The 1,650-nt window shown below is 71.2% G+C and carries 1 protein-coding gene; it reads left to right on the forward strand.

Annotation, left to right across the window (positions count from 1 at the left end; all coding sequences use genetic code 11):
- The first annotated feature begins 175 nt into the window (after window positions 1-175).
- Window positions 176-1,591, forward strand: coding sequence for a transposase (locus tag ACZ53N_RS37290; RefSeq protein WP_469145124.1), 1,416 nt, complete (start codon window positions 176-178; stop codon window positions 1,589-1,591).
- The last annotated feature ends 59 nt before the right edge of the window (window positions 1,592-1,650 follow it).

Below are 1,650 nucleotides of genomic sequence, written 5' to 3' on the forward strand. Positions count from 1 at the left end.
CAGCCAGACCGCGACATCGCGATCGACTGCATCGACACCACCCACGAGCCGGTGGTCGTACGGGCCCGGGCTCGGTCTCGCCAGGCCGCGTGCCCGGGCTGCGGGATGCTCTCTGGCCGGGTGCACAGCCGGTACGTCCGGCGGCTGGCGGACAGGCCGGTCGGCGGGCGTCCCCGTGGTGATCGCGTTACAGGTCCGGCGGTTCCGCTGCCACGAACACGCCTGTGGGCGGGTGACGTTCGCCGAGCAGCTCGACGGGCTGACGTTCCGCTACGGGCACCGGAGCTCCTGCCTCCAGTCGTTTCTGCGGTATGTCGCGCTGATGCTGGCCGGGCGGGCCGGTGCACGGCTGGTGAAGACGCTGTCGTCGGTGGTGAGCCGGTCGAGGCTGCTGCGGCTGGTCCGCACTCTGCCCGGCCCGGAGCCGGCCGCGCCGCGGGGGCTCGGGGTCGACGAGTTCGCCCTGCGGAAGGGGCACGTCTACGGCACGATCCTGGTCGACATCGAGACCCGCCGGCCCGTCGACCTGCTGCCCGGCCGGTCCGTGGCGACGGTCGCCCAGTGGCTCACCGACCATCCCGGCGTCGAGGTGATCTGCCGCGACCGGTCCGTTGCCTATGCCGAAGCCGGACGGCTCGGGGCGCCGGACGCTGTGCATGTGGCTGATCGGTGGCATATCTGGAAGAACCTGGCCGAAGCTGTGGAAAAGACGGTCATCCAGCACCGGGCACTGCTGCGGAATCCGCCGGACCGAACTCCGGCCGGTCCCGTCATGCCCGCGCGCTTCACAGAGCTCGCGCCGTCGGCGTCGCCGACCGGGGCCCGGCGGACTGGCCGGCTGTCGGAGCGGGTCCGCCGGCAGCACGCGGCCGTCCACGGCCTGCTCGCCCAGGGCAAAGGGCTGCGCACCGTCGCCCGGGAGCTGGGCCTGGCTCGTAACACCGTCCGCCGTCTCGCTCACGCCGACAGCCCTGACGAGCTGCTGGTCGGGCAGTGGACCGGCCGCATCAGCATCCTCGACCCGCACAAGCCCTACCTCCACCAGCGATGGAGCGAGGGCTGCACGAACGCCGCCCGGCTCTTCGCCGAGCTCCGCGAGCGCGGCTACACCGGCGGCAGCACCATCGTCCGCCAGTACGCCCGCCGCCTCCGCGAGGCATTCCCGCACGACAATGCACCCCGCAAGTCACCCTCGGTGCGGGACGTCACCAGCTGGATCACCCGCCACCCCGACAGCCTCGACGCCGACCAGGCCCAGCAGCTCAAGGACATCCTCGCCCGCTGCCCCGAACTCGACCCGGCCGCCGAGCACGTCAGGGCCTTCGCCGACCTGATGAACAACCGCAACAGCCACCACCTCCACCACTGGATCACCCAGATCCAGGCCGACGACCTGCCCACCCTGCACACCTTCACCACCGGCCTCGCCCAAGACCTCGACGCCGTCGTCGCCGGACTCAGCACGAGCTACAGCTCCGGCGCCGTCGAGGGCCACAACAACAAGACCAAGATGCTCAAGCGGCAGATGTTCGGCCGAGCCGGCTTCGACCTGCTCCGCAAACGGGTCCTCCACGCGGCACACGGCCGCTGACCACCGGCTCATGGGTGGTGTCGATGGAGTCGATCGCGATGTCGTCGGTCTGGCTGAAC

The organism is Streptomyces sp. NPDC033229, from assembly GCF_055576875.1.